We start from the raw sequence: 241 nt of genomic DNA, 5'->3' as shown, positions 1-241 counted from the left end.
CCTAAACCCCGAGAGGGGACGGAAACTTTGTATTTAGTAACTAACTTTTGATTTATTTTGCAATTAATTACCTAAACCCCGAGAGGGGACGGAAACACTCATTTTCCAAGAACAATTCACCACAGCATTCGCAACCAATTAATTACCTAAACCCCGAGAGGGGACGGAAACATAGAGACCTAAGACTACTAACCCGTCCCGAGACGGGAAAATTAATTACCTAAACCCCGAGAGGGGACGG

It is taken from the genome of Megasphaera geminata F0357 (genome assembly GCF_000239275.1).
Taxonomy (GTDB): domain Bacteria; phylum Bacillota; class Negativicutes; order Veillonellales; family Megasphaeraceae; genus Megasphaera; species Megasphaera geminata.
Note: the sequence above shows the minus strand (reverse complement) of the source record.